This window comes from Pseudomonas baetica (assembly GCF_002813455.1).
GTDB classification, from domain to species: domain Bacteria; phylum Pseudomonadota; class Gammaproteobacteria; order Pseudomonadales; family Pseudomonadaceae; genus Aquipseudomonas; species Aquipseudomonas baetica.
This window is the reverse complement of record NZ_PHHE01000001.1, coordinates 3,757,661-3,781,210: the sequence shown is the minus strand read 5'-3', so window position 1 is coordinate 3,781,210 and position 23,550 is coordinate 3,757,661. Positions and strand designations below refer to the sequence as shown.

Here is a 23,550-nt window from a genome sequence, read left to right as displayed (position 1 = left end):
TCGGTGTCCTCGAGAAATTGTCAGCGGTCTGCCCGCCGGAAAAGGTTAGATCAAAGTTTTGCCATGGCGTACGAAGGTCGGTTTGACCACTCGCACTGGATACCACTTGCCACGGATTTCCACTTCGGCGCGGTCGGCGGTGGCCATCGGAACACGCGCCAGAGCAATCGATTTGCTTAGCGTAGGAGAGAAACTACCACTGGTGATCTCCCCTTCGCCAACATCGGCGATGCGAACCACCTGATGAGCGCGTAAAACGCCGCGTTCTTCCAGCACCAGACCGACCAGTTTGTGCGCCACACCAGCGGCTTTTTCAGCCTCAAGTGCCGCGCGGCCGATGAACTGACGCGTAGTCGGCTCCCAGGCAATGCTCCAGGCCATGTTCGAAGCCAGCGGCGAAACGTCTTGATGAATGTCCTGACCGTAGAGGTTCATGCCGGCTTCAACCCGCAGCGTGTCGCGAGCGCCGAGGCCGATCGGAGAAATCCCGGCACCCACCAGATCGTTGAAGAACGCCGGGGCCTGATCCGCCGGCAGGGCGATTTCCAGACCGTCTTCACCGGTGTAACCGGTACGGGCAATGAACCAGTCGCCGTCGACGTAGGCTTCGAAAGGTTTGAGGTGCTGGATCAGCATGGCGCGGGACTGGGTCACCAGTTCGGCAATCTTGTGCCGGGCCTGCGGGCCCTGGATGGCGAGCATCGCCAGCTCCGAGCGCTCGTGCAATCGCACCTCGAAACCGCCGAGTTGTGCCTGCATCCAGGCCAGATCCTGATCGCGGGTGGAGGCGTTGACCACCAGGCGATAACCGTCGTCGAGGCGGTAGACGATCATGTCGTCGACGATGCCGCCGCGCTCGTTGAGCATGGTGCTGTACAGAGCACGGCCGGGGCGGTGCAGGCGTTCGACGTCGTTGGCCAGCAAATGCTGGAGCCAGGCTTTGGCCTGAGGGCCATCAACGTCGATAACGGTCATATGGGAAACATCGAACACCCCGCAATCGCGGCGCACTTCGTGGTGCTCCTCGACCTGCGAGCCGTAATGCAGTGGCATGTCCCAACCGCCAAAATCGACCATCTTCGCGCCAAGGGCGAGATGCAGGTCATACAGAGGCGTACGCTGTCCCATGGGTTTCTCCTTCCGGGCGTGGCGAAGGTGCGGACAGCCGCTGTACAGCGTGAAAGCCCTGTAATAGAAGGCTTTCAGCCAATCTCAGCGAACAGATCTGTCAGACGAACCGCACCGAATGCCGCGCATTGTAGCCGCATGATTCAGGACTGACGACTAAGTGTTTCTGTGCGCGGAACGACGGATCAGGCCAATGACCGGCAATAGCCCGACCAATACCAGCGTCAATGCCGGCAGCGAAGCCCTTGCCCACTCACCTTCGCTGGTCATTTCAAAGATGCGCACGGCCAGCGTGTCCCAGCCAAACGGGCGCATCAGCAGTGTCGCGGGCATTTCCTTGAGCACATCGACGAACACCAGCAACGCCGCGCTCAAGGTGCCGGGCAGCAACAGCGGAAGATACACTTTGAAAAACAGTCGCGGCCCACTGACACCCAGGCTTCGTGCCGCTTCGGGCAAAGATGGCCGTATACGCGCCAGACTGTTTTCCAGCGGGCCATAAGCGACGGCGATAAAGCGCACCAGATACGCCATCAGCAATGCCGCCAGACTGCCGAGCAGCAGCGGCTTGCCTGCGCCCCCGAGCCAGCCGGAGAGCGGGATGACCAGCTCGCGATCCAGATAACTGAACGCCAACATGATCGACACTGCCAGCACCGAGCCGGGCAAGGCGTAGCCAAGGTTGGCCAGACTGACGCCCGAGCGGATCGCCCGGGTCGGCGCCAACCGTCGGGCGAATGCCAGCAGCAACGCGACGCTGACGGTGATCAACGCCGCCATTGCGCCCAGGTACAGAGTGTGGAGGATCAGCCCGGCGTAACGCTCATCCAGATCAAAGCGCCCGCGCTGCCAGAACCAGACGATCAGTTGCAGCAGCGGAATGACGAAGGCGCAGGCGAACACCAATCCGCACCAGCTCATTGCCGCGAACGCCTTGAGCCCGCGCAGGTGATACAGCGCCTTGACCCGCGGCCGCTCGTTGCTTGCCCGATTGGCGCCACGGGCGCGGCGCTCGCCGTAGAGCACCAGCATCACCACCAGCAGCAACAGGCTGGCCAGTTGCGCGGCGCTCGACAGGCTGAAAAAGCCGTACCAGGTCTTGTAGATCGCCGTGGTGAAGGTGTCGAAGTTGAACACCGAGACCGCACCGAAATCCGCGAGGGTTTCCATCAGCGCCAGCGCTACACCGGCCCCGATCGCCGGCCGCGCCATCGGCAACGCCACGCGCCAGAACGCTTGCCACGGTGACTGGCCGAGCACCCGCGCGGCTTCCATCAGGCCTTTGCCCTGAGCAAGAAATGCAGTGCGCGCCAGCAGGTAGACGTAGGGATAGAAAACCAGCACCAGTACCACAATCACCCCACCGGTGGAGCGCACGCGCGGCAGGCGCAGGCCGGTGCCAAACCATTCACGCAGCAGGGTTTGCACCGGGCCGGCGAAATCCAGCAGGCCGACGAAGACAAACGCCAGCACGTAAGCAGGGATGGCGAACGGCAGCATCAGCGCCCAGTCGAGCCAGCGTCGGCCGGGGAATTCGCAGAGGCTGGTGAGCCAGGCGAGGCTGACACCGAGCAGCGTCACACCGATGCCGACGCCGAGTACCAGCGTCAGAGTGTTGCCCAATAGGCGCGGCATCTGGGTTTCCCACAGGTGCGACCAGATCTGTTGATCGATGGTCTGCCATGAGAGCAGCAGAACGCTCAGGGGCAACAGCACCAGCGCGGCGATGGCGAAGACGATGGGGTACCAGCGGCGTTGGGCGGGGTGGGCCACTTTTGGGTCTCTGGGGGGACTAAATGACGCTCTGCGTCACGGTTTCAGCGAATCGACGCGGAGCGTCGAGGGATGCATTCCCACGCGGAGCGTGGGAACGATCAAAACACTCAGAAAAGCCTCAGTTCCAACCCGCCCGATCCATCATCCGGATCGCTTCAGCCTGACGCTTGCCCGCCACTTCCACCGGCAAGGTGTCGGCAATGAACTTGCCCCACGCCGCCACTTCTTCCGAAGGCGCCACCGCCGGGTTGGCCGGGAATTCCTGGTTCACGTCAGCAAAAATCTTCTGCGCCTCAGGCGTGGTCATCCACTCGACCAAGGCCTTGGCCGCTTCCGGGTGCGGTGCATGTTGGGTCAGGCCGATGCCCGACAGGTTGACGTGTACGCCGCGATCGGCCTGATTCGGCCAGAACAGTTTCACCGGCAGATCCGGCTTCTGCTTGTGCAGGCGACCGTAGTAGTACGTGTTGACGATGCCGACGTCGCATTGCCCGGCGTTGATCGCTTCCAGCACCGCGACGTCGTCGGAGAACACGTCGGTGGACAGGTTGTTGACCCAGCCTTTGAGGATCTTTTCGGTCTTCTCGGCGCCATGCACTTCAATCATGGTCGCGGTCAGCGACTGGTTATAGACCTTCTTCGCCGTGCGCAGGCACAGACGCCCTTCCCAGTTCTTGTCGGCCAGCGCTTCGTAGGTGGTCAACTCGCCCGGCTTCACCCGATCAGTGGAATAGGCGATGGTCCGCGCGCGCAGGCTCAAGCCAGTCCAGGCGTGAGTGGACGAGCGGTATTGCGCAGGAATATTGGTATCGATGGTTTTCGAGGTGAACGGCTGAAGAATGCCCATCTGCTCGGCCTGCCAGAGGTTGCCGGCATCGACGGTCAGCAGCAGGTCGGCTGTGGCGTTTTCGCCTTCGGCCTTGATGCGCTGCATCAGCGGCGCTTCCTTGTCGGTGATGAACTTGATCTTCACCCCGGTTTTCGCGGTGTAGGCATCGAATACCGGTTTGATCAGTTCATCGATACGCGACGAGTAAACCACCACCTCATCGGCGGCCTGGGCAGTGGTGCTGCCGATCAGGGTCAAGGCCAGTGCGGTCAGAAGACGCTTGGGTGCCAACATGGGAGTGGTCTCTCGGTCGGGAAATGTAGGCCAAATGATAAGGACTCACATTTACCACCTCAATCGAACTCTTTTTGAAGGAGTTACCAGATGTTGCACAGCCTGAAATTTGTGGTGGCTGTTCTGGCCCCTTCGCGAGCAGGCTCGCTCCCACATTGGAATGCATTTCAAATGTGGGAGCGAGCCTGCTCGCGAAGAGGGCATCAGCCTTAATGAAGATGTCAGGCTTTGGCGAGAGCCGGAAGATCACCCGTCAACCCGAGGGCCTCCCGCACAAACAAAGCCTTCGCCTCCGGCATCTGCTCCACCAGCTTCAAACCGGCATTGCGCAACCAGCGCACCGGCAACGGGTTAGCCTGGAACAAACGCTCGAAGCCCTCCATCGCGGCCATCAACGCCAGATTGTGCGGCATGCGTCGACGCTCGTACCGACTCAGCACTTTCACATCCGCCAGCCGCTCGCCGCGTTCAGCGGCTTGCAGCAACACTTCAGCCAACACGGCGGCATCAAGGAAACCAAGGTTCACGCCCTGCCCGGCCAGTGGATGAATGGTGTGCGCGGCATCGCCAATCAGCGCCAAACCCTCGGCGACATAACGCTTGGCGTGGCGCTGACGCAGCGGCACGCACAGGCGCGGATCAGCACTAATTACTTCGCCGAGGCGACCCTCAAAGGCACGCTCCAGCTCGCGGCAGAAGTCCGCCTCATCCAGCTTCATCAAACGCTCGGCTTCGCTCGGGGTGGTCGACCAGACGATCGAACACCAATCCTGCTGCCCGTCGCGTTCCAGCGGCAAAAACGCCAACGGCCCGTGATCGGTAAAGCGCTGCCATGCGGTCGACTGGTGCGGCTTGCTGCTGCGCACGCTGGTGACGATGGCGTGATGCAGGTAATCCCACTCACGGGTCGCCACGCCGGTCAGGCGACGCACTGCCGAGTTGGCGCCATCCGCCGCGATCACCAGCGGCGCGCGCAATTGGCGACCATCGGCCAGGGTCAGCAGCCAGTCGTCACCGGAACGGCGCATCTGCTCCAGTCGCGCGTTGGCCAGCATGCCCAGATCGCAATCATGCAAACGTTCGAGTAAGGCATCCTGCACCACGCGGTTTTCGACGATATGGCCGAGGACTTCGGCATGCACACTGCCCGCCGAGAAGTGAATCTGCCCGGTGCCGCTGCCGTCCCAGACGTGCATATCGGTGTAAGGACTGCTGCGCCGCTGGGCGATGCCGTCCCACACGCCGAGGCGTTCGAGAATTCGTTGGCTGGCGGCCGACAGCGCACTGACACGCGGCTCAAACGGCGCTTGAGCATCGAACGGTTTGACGCTCAACGGGCTGCCGTCGAGCAGCAGGACTTCCAGCCCGCTGTCCTGCAACGCCAGCGCCAGGGCGCTGCCGACCATTCCGGCTCCGACAATCAGCAGATCTGCGCGCATTTCCATGCTTTAAGCCTGTCTCGCTTGCGGCTTGAGCCGCACGTAAAGGGTTTTACCGACCCGCGCGACAAGGTTGCCGGCGCCGTCATGAATGTCGACCTGCAACTGCGGCAGGTATTTCTCGCCAGTGGCGGTCTGCCGGCGGATCTCGTCGAGCAAGGTCTCGTCGATGTTGAACCGGGCGAACACCGGGCCTTTACCCGGTGCAATGAAATCGATGTCGGCGGCCTTGTCCCAGACGATGTACCGCGAGCCGAGGTTTTCCATCAGCATCAGCATCAGCATTAAGAACGGATCGACCATCGAGTACAGACTGCCACCGAACTGCGTGCCAACGTAATTGCGGTTGTACCAGCCCAGTCCCATCGACACCTGAACATCGCGAAAGTCGTCGCTGATGTGCCGCACCCGAACACCGGCGCCGAGGTACGGCGGGTAGAACGTCATCACCCAGCGCATCAACCGCGCCTTGCCGAACGAACGGATCAGCCAGTTACGCATCCGGGCGCGTTCCCAGGCCCATGGCCTGACGGGCAAACCAGCGCTTGGCCGGTGGCAGCAGATCAAGACCGAGCAGGCCGATGTTGCGCCCCAGCGAAACCAGCGGCTGGGTGCTGCCGAACAGGCGCGTCACCTGATCGGAGAAGCCCACGGTGAGGTCTTGATCAAGGCGCTGACGCTCGCGATAAGCCTGCAACGTGGCGAAGTCGCCCAGCGGCTTGTCGCTGGCGAGCAGCGCAGCGGCGAGGGCATCGGCATCGCGCAGGGACAGGTTGAACCCCTGCCCGGCAATCGGGTGCAGACTGTGCGCCGCGTTGCCGAGCACGGCCAGATGCGAGCGCACCTGTTCTTCGGCTTCGACCAGCGTCAACGGATACAGATGTCGCGCACCGACCTGTTTCAGCGTGCCGAGACGGTAACCGAACACGCCCTGCAATTCGCTGAGGAAATCGCGCTCACTCAAGTCGGCCAGACGCTGCGCGTCCATGCCCAAACGGGTCCAGACCAGCGCGCAACGGTTCTCCGGCAGCGGCAGCAGGGCCATCGGGCCTTCGTCGGTGAAGCGCTCGAAAGCCATGCCGTTGTGCGCTTCGCTCGGGGTGATGTTGGCGATCAGCGCGCTCTGGTTGTACGGACGCTTGCGCACGTTGATGCCCAACTGCTCGCGCAGCCCCGAACGGCCACCATCGGCGAGCACCGCAAGGTCGCATTCAATCGTGGCTTCATCATTAAGCGTCAGGCGGTAGCCGCCGGGCAGTGGCTCCATGCGCGTGACTTCTGCCGGGCACCGCCAACTGATCACGTCTTTGTCGATGTGCTGCCACAGGCACTGGCCGAGCCAGGCGTTTTCCACCACGTAACCCAGTGCCGGCACGCCCTCTTCCATCGCCGACAAACGCGCGGTGGAGAAGCGGCCACGGTCAGACACATGAATCTGTTTGATCGGCTCGGCACGGCGGGAGATTTCCTGCCACACGCCCAGCCGTTGGTAGATCTGTCGCGAGCCAAAGGACAGCGCCGACGAGCGAGCGTCATAGCTCGGCTGCCAACTGTCGCCGGGGGCGAACGGTTCGATCAGGACGATTTTCCAGCCACGGGCCTTGGCCTCGGCCTGCAGGGCCAACGCCAAACTCGCGCCAACCAGACCGCCACCGATGATTGCCAGATTGACTCGACTCATGCTGCGTGTGTCCGTGCTTGCGCCATCAGCGCCTCGATGTCAGCGACGGTTTTCGGTACGCCGTTGGTGAGGATTTCACAGCCGGTCTTGGTCACTACCACGTCGTCCTCGATGCGCACGCCAATGCCGCGCCATTTTTTCGCTACGTTCTGATTGTCCGGGGCAATGTAGATGCCCGGCTCCACGGTCAGCGCCATGCCGACTTCGAGCACACGCCATTCGCCGCCCACCTTGTACTCGCCGACGTCGTGTACATCCATGCCCAGCCAGTGGCCGGCGCGGTGCATGTAAAAGGCTTTATAAGCCTCAGTCGCGATCAATTCGTCGACGTCGCCCTGCAACAGACCCAGCTTCACCAAACCTGCGGTGATGACTCGAACCGTGGCTTCGTGCGCCTGATTCCAGTGCTTGTTCGGGGCGATTTCAGCAAACGCGGCTTCCTGCGAGGCGAGTACCAATTCGTAAATCGCTTTCTGCTCGGGTGAAAACTTGCCGTTGACCGGCCAGGTGCGAGTGATGTCGCTGGCGTAGCAGTCGATCTCACAGCCAGCATCGATCAGCACCAGATCACCGTCCTTGAGCAACGCGTCATTCTGCTGGTAATGCAGGATGCAGCTGTTGCGCCCGGCAGCGACGATCGAGCCGTAGGCCGGCATTTTCGCGCCGCCCTTGCGGAACTCATAGTCGAGCTCCGCTTCCAGACTGTATTCGTAGAGCCCGGCGCGACTGGCCTGCATCGCGCGAATATGGGCCTGGGTCGAGATCCGTGCGGCTTCGCGCATCACCTTCACTTCTGCCGCCGATTTATACAGGCGCATGTCGTGCAGCAGATGATCCAAAGCAACGAATTCATTCGGCGGCTGGGCGCCGAGATGCGCTTTGGAGCGGATCACGTTGATCCAGTCCATCAGGTGCCGATCGAATTCCGGGTTACTGCCCATCGCCGAATACACCCGGTCGCGGCCTTCGATCAGGCCCGGGAGGATGTCGTCGATGTCGGTGATGGGGAAGGCGTCGTCGGCGCCGAAGTCGCGGATCGCGCCTTCCTGGCCGGCACGCAAGCCGTCCCACAATTCGCGTTCGGCATTGCGTTCACGGCAGAACAGCACGTATTCGCCATGCTCGCGGCCGGGCATCAAGACGATGACGGCTTGCGGCTCGGGGAATCCGGAAAGGTACTGAAAATCGCTGTCCTGACGGTAGACGTGCTCGACGTCGCGGTTGCGGATGGCAACCGCGGCGGCGGGCAGGATCGCGATGCTGTTGGGTTCCATCTGCGCCATCAGGGCCTTGCGGCGACGGCTGTATTCCGCTTTCGGGATATGGGTCATGGGCTGATGGCTTTCCCTGGGTCGCGATTAATGCAGCGACGGCCTGGCGGCTGGCGGCACGTCGGCTTTCTTGGTTTCCGAGAACAGCAGCAGCGGCGCGACGCGCAGGTATTCCATGACTTCCATGTAGTCGGTTTCGCCGTCTTCGGATTCTTCCAGGGCATCTTGCACCTGAGAAATGGCGGCCAGATCCTGCAACACTTCGGTGGCTTCGGTGCTGAGCATGCTGCTGTCGCGGCAGTTCAGGCCGAACCCGCTGAGGAAGCCCTGGCACCACTCGCCCAGTGCAGCAGCGCGGTCAGCGAGAGGCGCGTCATCGGTTGGCAGCAGCAGGACAACGGTGACGTCGTCGCCGGTCAGCTCGCCTTTGACCATCTCTTGCAGGCCGATCAGGGCGTTGCGGACGTTGTCCTGGATGTCGCCTTCGAGCAGTTCGGCGGCGTCGATCAACCAGCCTTCGTTATCGAAGCCGGCACCGGCGCAACTGCGTCCGAGCAACTGGCCATGCAGTTCGGCAGGCGAGACGTTGTGGCCGCTGGAAGTCAGCAGGGTGGCAAAGGCTTGGTACGGGGAATTCGCAATGGTCATGGGCAGCTAGGCGCCAGACGGCGCTATGTCTAGAATGAAGGCCTTGTATCCTACATCGACAGACTCGCCAAGACTATTAAAGGCTGTCCGCCAGCTAACCCATCAGACAGTGAACCCAATGGAAGACAACGACCTGCAAGCGCTGATGGCCAGACTCGAACTGCTGATTGGTCGAGTCGAGCAACTAAAGAGTCAAAACGCACTCTTACTAGCTCAGGAAAAGACCTGGCGCGAGGAACGCGCGCACCTCATTGAAAAAAACGAAATCGCCCGGCGTAAGGTCGAATCGATGATTTCGCGCCTCAAGGCCCTGGAGCAAGACTCATGAGTTCAAGCAATAGCGTTACCGTGCAGATCCTCGACAAAGAATATTCGATCATCTGCCCGCAGGAAGAACGCAGCAATCTGGTTAGTGCCGCGCGCTACCTGGACGGCAAGATGCGCGAGATCCGCAGCAGCGGCAAAGTCATCGGCGCCGACCGGATTGCCGTAATGGCCGCGCTGAACATCACCCACGACCTCTTGCACAAAGAAGAGCGCCCGGACGTCCAGGCCAGCGGCTCGACCCGTGAACAGGTGCGCGACTTGCTCGATCGTGTCGATCTGGTCCTCGCCGACGATCCGGACATCAGCAAGGGCTGATTCGCCAGGTCGCTTGAGGTATACTCGCGGCACTCCCTGGGGTGCTTGCCAGTTGACGATGTCCCTGAGCCGATTCGCACTACCCTGGAAGTTGCACGTTGGGCTGGTGTGCATGTCCGCCAGACGGAAAGCCTTAAAGTCTACTGCATCTTCCACCTTGAACTTTCGGGTTCAAGGGCTAAGTTGACAGCGGTTCATCCGGGGAGCCTGATTCGAATCCGATGGCGGTGAAAACCGCCATCGGATTTTTTATGCGTACGTTTTTGCACCCATCCTGCCGAAGCCGAACCATGACCGAACCCGCGCTGCTACCCCGCCCGCAACTCCGCCGCCTGCTGCGCAAGGCGCGCCGTTCACTGACTCCCGGTGAGCAACGCCAGGCCGCCAAAGGGCTGTTCCGGCAATTGGCGCAAGACCCGCACTTTCGCCGGGCAAAACATATTTCCCTGTACCTGCCCACCGACGGTGAAATCGATCCGCGCCTGCTGCTGCGTGAAGCGCAGCGCCGAGGCAAGGCCACGTACCTGCCGGTGCTGAGCGCCTGGCCGCGAACCAAAATGGTCTTTCAGCGCCTTCGTCCCGGCGAAAAACTCAAACCCAACCGTTTTCGCATTCTTGAGCCGCGCGCCAGTCTGGCCCGCCAGCGCAAGATCTGGACGCTGGATCTGGTGTTGTTGCCGTTGGTGGGTTTTGACGACGTCGGCGGACGGCTGGGGATGGGCGGTGGATTCTATGATCGCAGCCTGGCGTATCTGGCGCGGCGCAAGAACTGGCGCAAGCCGACGCTATTGGGTCTTGCCCATGAATGTCAGAAGGTCGAACGCTTGGCGCAGGCGAGCTGGGATGTACCGTTACAAGGCACGGTCACTGACAAGGCCTGGTATTTCGCGGGATAGACGCCGCGCAGATCAGCGGCGTCGAAAAGGCAGTTTCAGCGCTTGAAGGCTGTCGACTGTTGAACCTGTTGCGCCACTTCAATCGGTGCGTCGGTCTTGTTGGACCACAGGCTTTGCGCATAACCCGTGGTCACGACGCCAAGGCCAAACAAAATAACCAAAGTCCATAGCAAATCCGGTTTGCGTTTCATCGATTGCCCCCCTCAAGGCACATCATCACGATGACAGCAGCGGTTTCCGTTCGTAGGCCGTGCAGCAGCGTCAAGCTTTAAAGGCCGGCATTTTGCGACAACGTGAACCTGCGCGCAAACGCTGACGTCAACCGACTGTCGGTTTGTCATAAAATTGCCCGACAACTTGCCCAAAGAACGTTTCAGGAGCAAAAACCATGGCCTATTGGCTGATGAAATCCGAGCCCGACGAACTCTCGATCAAAGGCCTGGAGAAACTCGGCAGAGCGCGCTGGGACGGGGTTCGCAACTATCAGGCGCGCAACTTCCTGCGAGCGATGGCGGTCGGGGATGAGTTCTTTTTCTACCATTCCAGCTGCCCGGAGCCGGGAATTGCCGGGATTGGAAAAATAATCGAGGCGGCGTACCCGGATCCCACCGCACTGGAGCCAGAGAGCCATTACTTCGATCCGAAGGCCACTGCTGAGAAAAACGCCTGGAGTGCGATCGATGTTGCGCATGTCGAGACGTTTGCCCGGATATTGAAGCTGGACTACCTGAAACAGCAGACCGCGCTGGCCGAGATGCCGCTGGTGCAAAAAGGCAGCCGCCTTTCAGTCATGCCCGTGACAGCCGAACAATGGGGCGTCGTGCTCGGATTGCGCTGAGAACTCCCCGGTCACGATTTTTTACCGGCAAAAGGGGCTAGGCTTGGCGCTCATTTGATTGACATCAAGCGACTCGAACGCTTGAACCGTCAGACTGGACGCCACAGCCGCAGGATGCCCCCCATGTCGACGCACAGCCGCTCTTCACTTTTATACGCCGGTTCGCTCCTGGTGTTACTCGCCGCCGCTGGCGGATTGGGTTACTGGATGTCGATCAGCAGCCGTCTGGTCGAAGGGCTGTCGATGGGCAACGGACGCCTTGAAGCCACCGAAGTGCAGATCGCCAGCAAAACACCCGGGCGCCTCGCCGAGGTGCTGGTCGATGAAGGCGACAAGGTCAGCCAAGGGCAACTGCTGGCGCGCATGGACACCCGCACCCTTGAAGCCCAGCGCAACCAGGCCGAAGCCGAAGTCTTGCGTACCCGGGAAAATCTCAATGCCGCCCAGGCCAATGTGCAATTGCGCCAGAGTGAACTATTGCTGGCCCAGCAGGAACTGGGCCGCTCGCAATCGCTGTTCAAGCACGGCTTCGTCAGCGCCCAGGTGATCGATCAATTGCAGTCACGTATCGGCACCGGTAACGCGGCCGTGGCGGCTGCCCGGGCACAAGTGTCCGCCGTCAGCGCGGCGATCGGCGCGGCACAGGCGCAGGTGGCGCAGCTGACCAGCGAAATCGACGACAGCCTGTTGCGCGCACCCATCGATGGCGTGATCCAGTTGCGCATGGCCGAACCCGGCGAAGTGCTGGGTGCCGGTGGCCGGGTATTGCTGCTGATCGACCCCAATGACCAGTACATGAACCTCTATCTGTCAGCCTCGGTGGCCGGGCGTCTGGCGGTAGGCGACGAGGCGCGAGTCCTGCTTGATGCTTTGCCCGATAAACCGCTGCCGGCAAAAATCAGCTTCGTCGCGGCCAAATCGCAGTTCACCCCCAAAGAGGTCGAGACCCGCGACGAGCGGCAAAAACTGGTGTTCCGCGTCAAGCTGCGCCTGCTGCAACCCAGCGCCGTACCACAAGCCAAGCCCGGCATGCCGGGGGCCGGCTATGTGCGGATCGCGCCTGTCGAATGGCCGGCCAATCTGCAATGAGCAGCCTCGCGGTTCAGGCGAAGGGTATCGCGCACCGCTACGGCAATCAGCAAGCGCTGAGCGAGATCGCTTTCAGCCTGCCCGCCGGCACCCGCTGCGGGCTGATTGGCCCCGATGGCGCGGGCAAGTCCAGCCTGCTGGGGTTGATTGCCGGCGTGAAGACCCTGCAGCAAGGGCAACTGGACGTGCTGGGTGGCGCGATCCAGGATCGCCGTCATCGCGACACACTCTATGCGCGCATCGCCTTCATGCCACAGGGACTGGGCGGCAACCTGTACCCCGAACTGTCGATCCGCGAGAACATCCAGTTCTTTTCGACGCTGTTCGGCCTGTCAAAGGCTGAAAGCGAGCAACGGATGCACAACCTGCTGCTCGCCACGGATCTGCTGAAGTTCGCCGAGCGCCCCGCCGGCAAGTTGTCCGGCGGCATGAAGCAGAAACTGGGGCTGTGCTGCGCGCTGATCCATGAACCGGATCTGCTGATCCTCGATGAACCGACCACCGGCGTCGACCCGCTCTCGCGCCGCCGCTTCTGGGAGTTGATCGACGACGTGCGGCGCCAGCGACCGCAACTGACGCTGCTGGTTGCCACGGCGTATATGGAGGAAGCCGAACAGTTCGAGCATTGCTTGATGCTCGACACCGGCAAGTTGATTGCCAGCGGCCTGAGCCGCGAGCTGGCGGCCATCACCCCCAGCGGCAAACTCGATGACGCCTTCACCCATTTCCAGGGGGACAGTCTTCACAACGCTCAACCGCTGGTGATTCCACCCCGCACCGGCAACAGCAGCGACATTGCCATCGAAGCCCACGACCTGACGCTGCGCTTCGGCGATTTCACCGCAGTGGATCACGTCAGTTTTGCCATCGGTCGCGGCGAGATTTTCGGCTTTCTCGGTTCCAACGGCTGCGGCAAAACCACCACCATGAAAGTCCTGACCGGGCTGATGCCAGCCAGCGAAGGCAGTGCGACGCTGCTGGGTAACCCGGTAAACGCCAAGGATCTGGCCACGCGCAAGCGGGTCGGTTTCATGTCGCAGAGTTTTTCGCTGTATGGCGAACTCAGTGTGCGGCAGAACCTTGAGCTGCACGCCCGACTGTTCGACCTGCCCAAAACCGAGAGCGCGCAACGTATCGATGCATTGATTGAGCGCTTCAATCTGCTCAGCGTTGCCGATCAGCCTTCCGGTGCCCTGCCTCTCGGGCTGCGCCAACGCCTGTCGCTGGCAGTGGCGGTCTTGCATCGCCCGGAAGTGCTGATCCTTGATGAGCCGACTTCCGGCGTCGACCCGGCAGCCCGCGATGACTTCTGGCGGCTGTTGATCGAACTGTCCCGCGAACAAGGCGTGACGATTTTCCTCTCCACGCATTTCATGAACGAAGCCCAGCGCTGCGATCGCATCTCGCTGATGCACGCCGGCAAAGTGTTGGCGTGCGATACACCGGCGGCGCTGCAACGCCAGTTCGCCGGAGAGACGCTGGAAGCGGCTTTCGTGACATGCCTGGAACAGGCTCAGGGCACTCAGCAGGCAGCTGCTGTGGCCGAGCCGCAGATGGCATCGCCGACTGCATCGGCAACACCGGTGCCCCGTCACGGTTTCAGCCTCGGTCGCCTGTTGGCCGTGGCCAGTCGCGAAGGCAAGGAGCTGTTGCGCGACAAAGTGCGCATGGCGTTTGCCCTGGCCGGGGCGATTTTCATGATGGTGATTTTCGGCTACGGGATTTCCCTGGATGTGGAAAACCTCGCGTTCGCCGTGTACGACCAGGATCAGACGCCGCAGAGCCGGGCTTATCTGGAGGCCTTTCGCGGCTCGCGATACTTCGATGAACAGCCGGCCATTAATGACGCACAGGAACTGCACCGGCGCCTGCAACGCTCGGAAATCAAACTGGCGCTGGAAATTCCCCCCGGATTCGGCCGCGATCTGTACGCCGGGCGCCAACCCGCCGTGGCGGCGTGGCTCGATGGCGGCATGCCGTTTCGCGCCGAAACCAGTCGCAACTATGTTGAAGCCGTCCATTTGGCCAATCTTCAACAGTTGGCCGAGCAGAGCAGCCCTGCACTGGCCCCCCCGGCGGCCGCCAGCCTGGAAACCCGTTTTCGCTACAACCAGGATGTCGTCAGCGTTAACGCCATCGGTCCCGGGGTCATGGCACTGATCCTCGCCTTCATTCCGGCGATGCTCACGGCGCTCGGCATCGTGCGCGAAAAGGAATTGGGCTCGATCACCAATTTCTACGCCACGCCCCTGACCCGCCTGGAGTTTCTGCTGGGTAAGCAGGCGCCGTACCTGCTGGTCAGTCTGATCAACCTTGCGCTGCTGGTGGCGATGAACCGCTGGCTGTTCGGCGTGCCGTTCAAGGGCAGCCTGCTGACCCTGGCATTCGGCGGTACGCTGTATGTGTTGGCGACCACCAGCATGGGCTTGCTGATCTCGGCCTTCACTCGTACGCAAATCGCCGCGATCCTCGGCACGATGATCATCACCAGCCTGCCAACCATCCAGTTCTCCGGGCTGATCGTGCCGCGCTCATCTCTGGAAGGCGCCGCAGCGGTGATGGGCATGCTGTTTCCGGCGGGGCACTTCCTCGACATTGCCGTAGGTACGTTCACCAAAGCGCTGGACGTGCGTCAGCTGTGGCCGCAGTGCCTGGCGCTGTTCGGGTTCTTTGTCGGGTTCACCGGGGTGAGCCTGGTCATGCTGAAAAAGCAGGAGGCCTGATGCACAAGTTCGCGCACATCCTGCGCCTGGGACTCAAGGAACTGACCAGCCTGCGCCATGACAGCGTGTTGCTGCTGTTCCTGTTCTACGCCTTCACCGTGGCGATCTATATGCCCGCCGCCGGCTCGGTGATCGGCGTGCACAACGCCAGTGTGGCGATCGTCGACGAAGACCACAGCGCCCTCTCCCGCCAGTTGGCCCAGGCCCTGCAACCGCCGGAGTTTCAGACGCCGGTGCTGTTGCCTTATGCGCAACTCGATCAGGTCATGGACAACGGCCAGTACACCTTCGTCATCAACATCCCGGCACGCTTTCAAACCGACCTGCTCGCTGCGCGGCAACCGGCTATTCAAGTCAACGTCGATGCCACGGCCATGAGCCAGGCGTTCATGGGGGCCGGCTATATCGGCCGGATCTTCCAACGTGAACTGCAGGACTATGCCGGCCAGGGCGAAGCCGCGGCCAAGGCGCCCGTGCAACTGACTACCCGCGCCCTGTTCAACACCAATCTGGAGGGGGGCTGGTTTCTGGCGGTGATTCAGATCGTCAACAACATCACCATTCTGGCGATCATCCTCACTGGCACGGCCCTGCTGCGCGAACGCGAACACGGCACGCTCGACCATTTGCTGGTGCTGCCACTGACGGCGCTGGAAATCATGCTGGCGAAAATCTGGAGCAACCTGCTGGTGGTGGTGCTGTGCACCTGGCTGTCGCTGGAAGTGGTGGTCAAAGGCGCACTCGGGGTGCCACTGTCTGGCTCGATGAGCCTGTTTTTGCTGGTGACTGCGGTTTATCTGTTTGCCAGTACCGCGCTGGGGATTTTTCTGGCGACGCTGGCGCGCTCGACACCACAGTTCGGCCTGCTGGCGATCCCGGTGATCATCCCGATGCTGCTGCTGTCCGGCGGCAGCACGCCATTGGACAGCATGCCGCAGTGGCTGCAGTGGGTCATGCAGGGCTCGCCCTCCACGCACTTCGTCAGCCTCAGCGCCGCGATTCTGTTTCGCGACGCCGGGCTGAGCGTGGTCTGGCCGGACTTGCTGGCGCTGACGGCCATCGGCCTGCTGTTCTTCCTCATCGCGCTGGCACGCTTTCGCAAAAGCCTGGCGTCCTGAACAGCGGCCAGCATGCTTACTGAATGATCAGGTTGTTGAACAACAGGTCTTCAACCACCGGCTTGCCGGTCTCGTCATTCATCACTTGCTGGGTCTGCTTCAAGGCTTCCTGACGCAGCTTTTCCTTGCCCTCGATGCTGCCCATCGCCTCGGTGGTCTGCTGGGTAAACAGCGCCACCAGTTGATTGCGGATCAGCGGCTCGTTGGCCTTGACCAGTTTGGTCGCCTCATCGCCCGTCACACGCAGCGCCACGTCGGCCTTGTAGACCTTCAGTTTCGGCGTGCCGTCCAACCCGTAATTGCCCACGAAAGGCGGGCTCAGGGTGATGTAGTTGACCTTCGGCGCCTCGCCCTCTTTGGCTTCTTCGGCCTGCGCTGCCACAGGCAGAGACAGGGCCAGCAACAACATGATCCACGCTTTCACAATTCGCTCCTTATCCGGTTTGCGGCCTAGCATAGCGACCCGCCGCGCAAGCACAAGCTTATGGCTGACTATCAGGGTCGGGCATGCTCGTTGACCCGTTGACTGACACACCTACACTTATCGGCCATCACTCCCAAAGGAATAGCCCTGATGAAAGCCGTGCTGTGCAAAGCCTTCGGCCCTGCCGAATCGCTGGTGCTGGAAGACGTCGCCAGTCCTGTTGCGAAGAAGAACGAAATCCTGCTGGACGTGCACGCCGCCGGGGTCAACTTCCCGGACACGCTGATCATCGAGGGCAAATACCAGTTCAAGCCGCCCTTCCCGTTCTCTCCGGGGGGAGAAGCGTCTGGTGTGGTCAGCGCCGTGGGCGAGAAAGTCAGCCATCTGAAAATCGGCGACCGGGTCATGGCCCTGACCGGCTGGGGCAGCTTCGCCGAACAAGTCGCAGTGCCGGGCTATAACGTCCTGCCGATTCCGCCATCGATGGACTTCAACACTGCCGCCGCGTTCAGCATGACCTACGGCACCTCGATGCACGCGCTCAAGCAACGCGGCAACCTGCAACCGGGTGAAACCCTGCTGGTGCTCGGTGCCTCCGGCGGTGTCGGTCTGGCAGCGGTGGAAATCGGCAAAGCCATGGGCGCGCGGGTCATCGCCGCTGCCAGCAGCGCGGAAAAACTCGCCGTGGCCAAGGCGGCCGGCGCCGATGAGCTGATCAACTACAGCGAGTCCAGCCTCAAGGACGAAATCAAACGACTCACCGATGGCCAGGGCGCCGACGTGATCTACGATCCGGTTGGCGGCGACCTCTTTGATCAAGCCATCCGTGCCATCGCCTGGAACGGCCGCTTGCTGGTCGTCGGCTTCGCCAGCGGGCGTATTCCGGAACTGCCGGTCAACCTCGCCCTGCTCAAAGGCGCGGCAGTGCTCGGCGTGTTCTGGGGTTCCTTCGCCCAGCGCCAGCCGCAAGACAATGCAGCGAACTTCCAGCAGTTGTTCGGCTGGTTTGCCGAGGGCAAGTTGAAACCGCTGGTGTCGCAGGTCTATCCGCTGAACAATGCAGCGCAGGCGATCAATGATCTTGGGCAGCGCAAGGCTGTCGGGAAGGTTGTGGTGCAGGTGCGCTGAGTTTTTTGACGACGTTCAATACGCCAGAATCGCTGAGAATCGATTCTGGCGTTTTTTATTCCTACATTTACTGCTTCCCTTCAGTCACAACTTTCCAAGTTGTGGCGGTAACTATCTACCGCAATACCAAAAGAAAACTACGTTAGCTTGAGCACATACAGACACAAGGAGTAACTGTATGAGCAATCAAAGCTGGCGCCCCGGCCAGCCTCTTCCAATAGCCCTCACTGAAGTGAACCCGCATGAAAAACAAACTTATTCCGAGTTTGGCAATGGAGGAGGATATCGAGAAACAGGCACTTTCCGCCCCATTGATAATGCGGACCTCGCCATGGCGAACACTTTCAAACGCATGATGATAAATGCATTACCGACTCAATACGACAAAGTCCGCGACCACCTCGACGCTAAATATAAAAACACATTACAAACTATCGAAACGGACATTAAATCAGAGCTGATAGTTGCTGGGCACTCAAACGAAGGCATCGCAAAAACGATTCAAACGTTAAATCGAGACAAAGCCATCGTCACCCATTTCATCCAGAATAGATATGCACAACTGCTAGCAGTCCAGCAACAAGCCACTAATTTTTCAGGGGGTGAGCCGCTGACGTTAAACCACCAGGAACTTATAAACGTTACAACACGCCGCTTTGCAAAAGATCCAGCTCAATTTGAGAAATCGGCAGCCCACCAATTAAAAACATACGCAAACTCTGTCCAAGCGGCTTATAAGGCTCGACTGCTCACGACTGCTATCCAGATTTTGAACCACAGATCCAACAGCCTCGATGCCAATCTCGTGAGTCTGCAAGCTCAGGAGCGGGCGCGTGTTGCGGCGCAGCAAGAGGCTCAGCGACAAGCACAGATTGCAGCTCAGCAGGAAGCTCAGGCTGCGAGAGCAAAGGCTGAAGCTGAGCATGTGGCGAAAGTCGCGGCGCAGATTGCGCAAGCAAAGGCCGAAGCCGAGCATGCGGCCAAGGTCGCAGCACAGATCGCGCAAGCTGAACGGGATGCTAGAGAAGACGCACTGTGGGAAGCGAGACAAAAGGAAGCCAGGCAACGTAAAGCAGCACAACAAGCCAAGCGGAGAAGAAAACAGATCGTAGCTTCGATCGTTGCCACCGAGTTTGATTCGAAGCTGCGTCAATTCTCTCAGAACCAACCAGAGGGTATCGATGAGAAACTGCGTTGGATAAAAGACCACTATCAAGCGCTCTATGCCGGATACCTCGCAGTGTCCAAAGCGGAAAGAGAGGTCGGTGGCGGCTACAAAACTGCGGGAAGCGAAAAGCGTTGGAGCGTATTGAATAATGCTCAAGACGAAATCAAGGCGTTAACTCGCCAGAAATACAAAATTGATAAAGTACAAATACCCTTGATTGACGGCACAATTACTGCCGTTCGACCACTTGTCGTCACCGCAGACGGCTTGATTTCCGGGTATGAAGACTCACCTTTCTCACTCGCTAAAGCACTCGGTTCCCTGAATGACCTTCGCACAACCCTCACCAGTGGGCCAATCGGCGTCTTTCTAGCTTCAATTTTCTACACTCCGACACTTGGAAACGGCGAGCTACAGCGCAATCCCGTGGTAGTCACGATACCGCTGTCTGTAGTGGTCTAATGAAACCGGACACCCATTTAGGCGAGAATGCTCGCCAGATAGAGGTGTCTGATGACCAAACAACGTCGTTCTTTTTCCGCTGAATTCAAACGCGAGGCCGCAGGCCTCGTGCTCGATCAAGGCTATAGCCATATCGAAGCCAGCCGCTCGCTTGGTGTGGTTGAGTCCGCGTTGCGCCGCTGAGTTAATCAGCTTCAGCAGGAGCGCACTGGCGTTACTCCGCAGAGTAAAGCGCTGACGCCAGAGCAACAGAAAATCCAGGAATTGGAAGCTCGAATCGCTCGACTTGAGCGGGAGAAATCCATTTTAAAAAAGGCTACCGCGCTCTTGATGTCGGAAGAGCACGAGCGCACGCGCTGATTGATCAACTGAGCCCCCAAGAGCCGGTTGATTGGCTTTGCGCAGTCTTTGACGTCACTCGTTCGTGTTACTACGCCCATCGTCTCAGGCGCCGAACTCCAGACGTTGAGCGGCTTCGGTTGCGCAGCCTGGTTAACGAACTGTTTACGCAAAGTCGAAGCGCCGCCGGTAGCCGCAGCATCGTGTCGATGATGCAGGAAGACGGCGAGCAAATTGGGCGGTTCAAGGTGCGAGGCCTGATGCGGGAACTGGAGTTGGTCAGTAAACAACCTGGATCACATGCCTACAAACAAGCGACGGTTGAGCGGCCTGACATTCCGAACATATTGAATCGAGAGTTTGATGTGCCGGCGCCGAATCAGGTCTGGTGTGGCGACATCACCTACATCTGGGCTCAAGGGAAATGGCATTACCTGGCTGTCGTTATGGATCTTTACGCGCGCCGAGTGGTGGGCTGGGCGCTGTCGAACAAGCCGGATGCGGATCTGGTCATCAAGGCGTTGGACATGGCTTACGAACAGCGTGGCAGGCCTCAAGGGCTTCTGTTTCACTCGGATCAGGGCTCGCAATATGGCAGTCGCCAGTTTCGCCAACGGCTCTGGCGTTACCGCATGCGCCAAAGCATGAGCCGTCGTGGAAACTGCTGGGATAACGCGCCGATGGAGCGTGTGTTTCGCAGCTTGAAAACTGAATGGATACCGACCGTGGGCTACATGACAGCTCAAGAAGCGCACCGCGACATCAGTCATTACCTGATGCATCGGTACAACTGGATTAGACCGCACCAATTCAACAACGGACTGGCCCCAGCTCAGGCCGAGAAAAAACTTAACGTCGTGTCCGGGATTAGTTGACCACTACAGTCTCAGTTTTACCCAGAGCGTAAATACTCCCCATCTCGAACACCTGTTCTCCTCTACTGGCTGCGGCACCGCGTAGTGGCATCCGCCCGAGAAGGACACACACGACTTTATCTTGAGTCGCCCAAAAACAGCTTTGGCGTGAGGGTCAGGCAAGCCCGTTTTGACCCCCAAACAAAACTTTACACGTTCACTACCGAAGGCTTGATCCCGATTACGCTGACCTGGACTCCTGATTCACCGCCAGGTGGTGAATTATTGAACAGCACCGACCTGCCGGCTACCGACCCCGGTATCCGAATTTATCCCGGAGCGAGAGTCACACTAATCGAGGGGCGAGTAGACGAACACCCCTCCTGCGACTTTGACAATCCTGATGATTACATCCTGGAGTTTCCGATAGAGTCGGGGATCGAATCCATCGTAAGCGGCCAGCGAACACACCTTCAGAAATCCGGAATTAAGGGCGATGGTGTCCGCCTATTTTTAAGCGGACGCGATCACCCTTATCGCCAGGATTTCCATGCGCCAACGAAGCTCCTATCCCAAACCCTTCAAGGCCCAGGTTGTGCAGGAATGCCTGAAACCCGGTGCCTCAGTTTCCAGCGTCGCCATCAGCCACGGCATCAATGCCAACGTGATTCGCAAGTGGCTGCCGATTTACCGTGATAAACCTGTCGCGCCACTTCCCGCGTTTGTACCGCTGCAACCAATGCCTAAACGGCACGCTGATGAAGCGGTGGTGATCGCACTGCCGCTGGGCGACAAAGCCATCACGGTCAAATGGCCCATCACCGACCCGGACGGCTGCGCACGTTTTATCCGCAGCCTCTCGCAATGATACGCATCGACGCCATCTGGCTCGCCACTGAGCCCATGGACATGCGCGCCGGCACCGAAACTGCGTTGGCCCGCGTGGTCGCCGTGTTCGGTGCGGCGAAGCCGCACTGCGCTTATCTGTTCGCCAACCGCCGGGCCAACCGGATGAAGGTGCTGGTGCACGATGGCGTGGGCATCTGGCTTGCCGCACGGCGTTTGAACCAAGGCAAGTTTCACTGGCCTGGCACTCATCGCGGTTTGGAAGTCGGGCTCGACGCTGAACAACTTCAAGCGCTGGTGCTCGGTTTGCCATGGCAGCGAGTTGGCGCTAACGGCGCAATCACAATGATTTAGCCTTGCTTTTCAGCTGTGGCAGGTGGATCGCTTTGGTAAAATCCACGGCATGACTTCCTCTCCCAATCTCGACCAAATGACACCCGAACAACTGCGCGCACTCGCTGCGCAGTTGCTGTCGAAGGTCGACACCATGGGCCGAAAAATCCATCGTGACGAGACGATCATCGAGCAGCTCTCTCACGAGATTGCCATCCTCAAGCGGCACAAGTTCGCCAAGCGCAGCGAACAGATCAGCCTGGCGCAAGGCAACTTGCTCGATGACCTGCTCACCACTGACCTTGAGGCTATCGAGGCAGAACTGAACGCGCTTCGTCCCGCCCCAACGTCGGACGAAACCCGCCAAAAACCCAAGCGCGCGCCGCTGCCGCCGCAGTTCCCACGTACCGTCATTCGTCACGAGCCAGAGAACACCCAGTGTGTCTGCGGGTGTCAGCTTCAGCGCATCGGCGAAGACGTCAGCGAGAAGCTGGATTACACGCCGGGCGTGTTTACCGTTGAGCAGCATGTACGTGGAAAGTGGGCCTGCCGCCAGTGCGAAACACTGATCCAAGCACCGGTGCCGGCCCAGGTGATCGACAAGGGCATCCCGACCGCAGGCCTGCTGGCGCATGTGATGGTGGCCAAATTCGCTGATCATCTGCCGCTGTACCGGCAAGAAAAGATCTTTGGCCGTGCAGGCCTGGCGATCCCGCGTTCAACGCTGGCTCAGTGGGTGGGCCAAACTGGCGTACAGCTACAACCGCTGGTGGATGCACTGCGCGAAGCGGTGCTGGCTCAGCGAGTCGTGCATGCCGATGAAACGCCGGTGCAGATGCTGGCGCCCGGCGAGAAGAAAACGCACCGAGCTTATGTCTGGGCTTATTGCACCACGCCGTTCTCGGCACTGAAGGCCGTTGTCTACGACTTCAGCCCCAGCCGTGCTGGCGAACATGCACGGAACTTCCTTGGCACGTGGAACGGCAAGCTGGTCTGTGATGACTTCGCGGGTTACAAGGCCAGCTTCGAGCTGGGCATCACCGAAATCGGCTGCATGGCGCATGCCCGCCGTAAGTTCTTCGACCTGCATGTGACGAACAAAAGCCAGTTGGCCGAGCAAGCGCTGCACTCAATCGGCGGGCTGTACGAAGTTGAACGGCAGGCCAAAGACATAAGTGATGAAGAACGATGGCGATTACGCCAAGAAATAGCGGTGCCCATTGCACAGAAATTACATGAGTGGATGCTGGCTCAGCGCGACCTCGTGCCCGAGGGCTCGGCCACGACCAAGGCTCTGGATTACAGCTTGAAACGCTGGGTAGCGCTGACGCGCTACCTGGATGATGGTGCCGTGCCCATCGACAACAACCCGGTGGAGAACACGATCAGGCCATGGGCGCTTGGGCGCTCCAATTGGTTGTTCGCAGGGTCTCTGCGCAGTGGCAAACGAGCGGCAGCGATCATGAGTTTGATCCAGTCGGCACGCATGAACGGGCATGATCCGTACGCGTATCTCAAGGATGTACTGACGCGATTGCCGACGCAGAAAGCCAGTGAGATCGAGCATCTACTGCCGCATCAATGGATGCCTGGCTGATCTACGCAAGGCGTATTCCCCATACGC

The 23,550-nt window shown here is 60.1% G+C and carries 22 protein-coding genes, 1 other RNA gene and 2 pseudogenes; 15 read left to right on the top strand and 10 right to left on the bottom strand.

Annotated features, from left to right (window positions below):
• Window positions 1-45: 45 nt before the first annotated feature.
• The 8 genes from gcvT to ATI02_RS17215 form a co-directional block, all read right to left on the bottom strand.
• Complete coding sequence (gene gcvT / locus ATI02_RS17250) at window positions 46-1,128, bottom strand: glycine cleavage system aminomethyltransferase GcvT (RefSeq protein ID WP_100846889.1); 1,083 nt, start codon at window positions 1,126-1,128, stop codon at window positions 46-48.
• A gap of 156 nt (window positions 1,129-1,284) precedes the next feature.
• Window positions 1,285-2,901, bottom strand: a complete 1,617-nt coding sequence (locus ATI02_RS17245) for an ABC transporter permease (RefSeq protein WP_100846888.1) — start codon at window positions 2,899-2,901, stop codon at window positions 1,285-1,287.
• A gap of 121 nt (window positions 2,902-3,022) precedes the next feature.
• Window positions 3,023-4,027, bottom strand: coding sequence for an extracellular solute-binding protein (locus ATI02_RS17240; protein ID WP_095186901.1), 1,005 nt, complete (start codon window positions 4,025-4,027; stop codon window positions 3,023-3,025).
• A gap of 221 nt (window positions 4,028-4,248) precedes the next feature.
• Complete coding sequence (locus tag ATI02_RS17235) at window positions 4,249-5,466, bottom strand: 2-octaprenyl-3-methyl-6-methoxy-1,4-benzoquinol hydroxylase (protein ID WP_167394913.1); 1,218 nt, start codon at window positions 5,464-5,466, stop codon at window positions 4,249-4,251.
• A gap of 9 nt (window positions 5,467-5,475) precedes the next feature.
• Complete coding sequence (locus ATI02_RS17230; RefSeq protein WP_100846887.1) at window positions 5,476-5,967, bottom strand: DUF4442 domain-containing protein; 492 nt, start codon at window positions 5,965-5,967, stop codon at window positions 5,476-5,478.
• The gene (gene ubiH / locus ATI02_RS17225) at window positions 5,960-7,147 is read right to left on the bottom strand and encodes a 2-octaprenyl-6-methoxyphenyl hydroxylase (protein ID WP_100846886.1); all 1,188 of its coding nucleotides are present in this window, start codon (window positions 7,145-7,147) and stop codon (window positions 5,960-5,962) included. Before ubiH ends, ATI02_RS17230 begins: the two co-directional genes overlap by 8 nt.
• Complete coding sequence (gene pepP, locus ATI02_RS17220) at window positions 7,144-8,478, bottom strand: Xaa-Pro aminopeptidase (protein ID WP_100846885.1); 1,335 nt, start codon at window positions 8,476-8,478, stop codon at window positions 7,144-7,146. Before pepP ends, ubiH begins: the two co-directional genes overlap by 4 nt.
• Window positions 8,479-8,505: 27 nt before the next feature.
• Complete coding sequence (locus ATI02_RS17215; protein WP_100846884.1) at window positions 8,506-9,066, bottom strand: YecA/YgfB family protein; 561 nt, start codon at window positions 9,064-9,066, stop codon at window positions 8,506-8,508.
• A 118-nt stretch (window positions 9,067-9,184) separates the two neighbouring features.
• Between ATI02_RS17215 and ATI02_RS17210 the strand changes: the two genes are divergently transcribed.
• The 4 genes from ATI02_RS17210 to ATI02_RS17195 all read left to right on the top strand — a co-directional run bounded on the left by ATI02_RS17210 (window position 9,185) and on the right by ATI02_RS17195 (window position 10,604).
• Window positions 9,185-9,394: a TIGR02449 family protein gene (locus ATI02_RS17210; protein ID WP_016985919.1), complete on the top strand. Its 210-nt coding sequence runs from the start codon at window positions 9,185-9,187 to the stop codon at window positions 9,392-9,394.
• Window positions 9,391-9,708 (top strand): cell division protein ZapA, encoded by a 318-nt coding sequence (locus ATI02_RS17205; RefSeq protein WP_003229305.1) that lies wholly within the window; start codon window positions 9,391-9,393, stop codon window positions 9,706-9,708. Before ATI02_RS17210 ends, ATI02_RS17205 begins: the two co-directional genes overlap by 4 nt.
• Window positions 9,709-9,738: 30 nt before the next feature.
• A non-coding RNA gene (gene ssrS, locus ATI02_RS17200) (6S RNA) lies at window positions 9,739-9,917 on the top strand.
• A gap of 81 nt (window positions 9,918-9,998) precedes the next feature.
• Window positions 9,999-10,604: a 5-formyltetrahydrofolate cyclo-ligase gene (locus ATI02_RS17195; protein WP_095187137.1), complete on the top strand. Its 606-nt coding sequence runs from the start codon at window positions 9,999-10,001 to the stop codon at window positions 10,602-10,604.
• A 35-nt stretch (window positions 10,605-10,639) separates the two neighbouring features.
• Here ATI02_RS17195 and ATI02_RS32300 read toward each other — a convergent pair whose 3' ends face one another.
• A complete protein-coding gene (locus ATI02_RS32300) occupies window positions 10,640-10,795 on the bottom strand; it encodes a hypothetical protein (RefSeq protein ID WP_095186895.1) in 156 nt (51 codons plus the stop codon).
• Between the two features lie 197 nt (window positions 10,796-10,992).
• Between ATI02_RS32300 and ATI02_RS17190 the strand changes: the two genes are divergently transcribed.
• The 4 genes from ATI02_RS17190 (at window position 10,993) to ATI02_RS17175 (ending at window position 16,372) form a co-directional block, all read left to right on the top strand.
• Entirely contained in the window at window positions 10,993-11,442 is a 450-nt protein-coding gene (locus ATI02_RS17190; protein WP_100846883.1) for an EVE domain-containing protein, read from the top strand.
• Window positions 11,443-11,565: 123 nt separating this feature from the next.
• Window positions 11,566-12,531 carry an HlyD family secretion protein gene (locus ATI02_RS17185; protein WP_100846882.1) on the top strand — a complete coding sequence of 322 codons (966 nt, stop codon included), beginning with the start codon at window positions 11,566-11,568 and terminating at the stop codon, window positions 12,529-12,531.
• Window positions 12,528-15,254, top strand: a complete 2,727-nt coding sequence (rbbA, locus tag ATI02_RS17180; RefSeq protein ID WP_100846881.1) for a ribosome-associated ATPase/putative transporter RbbA — start codon at window positions 12,528-12,530, stop codon at window positions 15,252-15,254. Before ATI02_RS17185 ends, rbbA begins: the two co-directional genes overlap by 4 nt.
• Window positions 15,254-16,372 (top strand): ABC transporter permease, encoded by a 1,119-nt coding sequence (locus tag ATI02_RS17175; RefSeq protein WP_100846880.1) that lies wholly within the window; start codon window positions 15,254-15,256, stop codon window positions 16,370-16,372. The genes rbbA and ATI02_RS17175 overlap by 1 nt, the downstream gene beginning before the upstream one ends.
• Window positions 16,373-16,388: 16 nt before the next feature.
• Here the strand turns inward: ATI02_RS17175 and ATI02_RS17170 are convergent, their stop codons facing one another.
• Complete coding sequence (locus ATI02_RS17170) at window positions 16,389-16,796, bottom strand: flagellar basal body-associated protein FliL (protein ID WP_095186890.1); 408 nt, start codon at window positions 16,794-16,796, stop codon at window positions 16,389-16,391.
• Between the two features lie 150 nt (window positions 16,797-16,946).
• Here ATI02_RS17170 and ATI02_RS17165 point away from each other — a divergent pair, with 150 nt between their 5' ends.
• The 7 genes and pseudogenes from ATI02_RS17165 (at window position 16,947) to tnpC (ending at window position 23,523) form a co-directional block, all read left to right on the top strand.
• Window positions 16,947-17,924 carry an NADPH:quinone oxidoreductase family protein gene (locus ATI02_RS17165; protein WP_100846879.1) on the top strand — a complete coding sequence of 326 codons (978 nt, stop codon included), beginning with the start codon at window positions 16,947-16,949 and terminating at the stop codon, window positions 17,922-17,924.
• A gap of 178 nt (window positions 17,925-18,102) precedes the next feature.
• Window positions 18,103-19,554 carry a hypothetical protein gene (locus tag ATI02_RS17160; protein WP_100846878.1) on the top strand — a complete coding sequence of 484 codons (1,452 nt, stop codon included), beginning with the start codon at window positions 18,103-18,105 and terminating at the stop codon, window positions 19,552-19,554.
• A gap of 51 nt (window positions 19,555-19,605) precedes the next feature.
• A pseudogene (locus tag ATI02_RS17155) lies at window positions 19,606-20,768 on the top strand (IS3 family transposase).
• Window positions 20,769-20,852: 84 nt separating this feature from the next.
• Window positions 20,853-21,185: pseudogene (locus ATI02_RS33325) on the top strand (S-type pyocin domain-containing protein); the annotation flags it as partial.
• Between the two features lie 112 nt (window positions 21,186-21,297).
• A complete protein-coding gene (tnpA, locus tag ATI02_RS32730; protein ID WP_095188479.1) occupies window positions 21,298-21,615 on the top strand; it encodes an IS66-like element accessory protein TnpA in 318 nt (105 codons plus the stop codon).
• Window positions 21,612-21,947 (top strand): IS66 family insertion sequence element accessory protein TnpB, encoded by a 336-nt coding sequence (tnpB, locus tag ATI02_RS32725; protein ID WP_157815118.1) that lies wholly within the window; start codon window positions 21,612-21,614, stop codon window positions 21,945-21,947. Before tnpA ends, tnpB begins: the two co-directional genes overlap by 4 nt.
• Window positions 21,948-21,996: 49 nt before the next feature.
• Window positions 21,997-23,523, top strand: a complete 1,527-nt coding sequence (tnpC, locus tag ATI02_RS17135) for an IS66 family transposase (protein WP_095188477.1) — start codon at window positions 21,997-21,999, stop codon at window positions 23,521-23,523.
• The last annotated feature ends 27 nt before the right edge of the window (window positions 23,524-23,550 follow it).